This window comes from Microbacterium sp. USHLN186 (assembly GCF_037145155.1).
Taxonomy (GTDB): Bacteria; Actinomycetota; Actinomycetes; order Actinomycetales; family Microbacteriaceae; genus Microbacterium.
On the sequence record NZ_JBBCYA010000021.1, the window covers coordinates 1 to 224 of the forward strand.

Genomic DNA, 224 nt, shown 5'->3' on the forward strand with positions numbered 1-224 from the left:
CTCATCCCCTCAGTTTTCAACCTAAGTGGGTTCGGCCCTCCACACGCTCTTACACGTGCTTCAGCCTGGCCATGGATAGATCACTTCGCTTCGGGTCTAGAACATGCGACTAAAAACGCCCTATTCAGACTCGCTTTCGCTACGGCTACCCCACACGGGTTAACCTCGCCACATATCACTAACTCGCAGGCTCATTCTTCAAAAGGCACGCTGTCACCCCTACT

The 224-nt window shown here is 53.1% G+C and carries 1 rRNA gene; it reads right to left on the minus strand.

Going from position 1 to position 224, the window contains the following annotated elements:
• Positions 1–224 (minus strand): 23S ribosomal RNA (locus tag WFG93_RS13940); the annotation flags it as partial.